At 57.5% G+C, this 395-nt stretch carries 1 pseudogene; it reads right to left on the reverse strand.

From position 1 onward, the window contains the following. Positions 1 to 63: 63 nt before the first annotated feature. Positions 64 to 395 (reverse strand): annotated as a pseudogene (locus tag KSW37_RS15870) (hypothetical protein); the annotation flags it as partial.

The following is a 395-nucleotide window of genomic DNA, read 5'->3' on the forward strand; positions in this document are numbered from 1 at the left end:
TCCCTGTCGCCGCTCAGCTTATCCCCTTATTCCTTCTTCCTGTTTTCGCATACGTGTTTTTGGTTATCCCATGTTGCCGCTGTTGTCGCCGGTATCACCGGTATCACCAGTGTCGGTCGTACCGCCGCCTTGCGATGTTCCGCCTCCCTGTGATGTTCCGCCTCCCTGTGTGGTGTCACCGCCCTGTGTAGTGTCGCCAGTGGTGTTATCGCCTGCAGAGCTCTCGCTGGAGTTGAGGAGATCCATGGCGTTCTTGGCGTTGGCATCGAGAGAGAGCTGGGTGTTGCTGAGCTTACCGGTAGCACGGGCTCTGAGGCGGTAGCCTTCTACGCATTTGGCAAGGCTCCACTCCTTGATGCTGGCGGCTCCCATCTTGTTGATGATGCCGATGGAGA

The sequence above is a fragment of the Segatella copri genome (assembly GCF_019127135.1).
In the GTDB taxonomy this organism is placed as follows: Bacteria; Bacteroidota; Bacteroidia; order Bacteroidales; family Bacteroidaceae; genus Prevotella.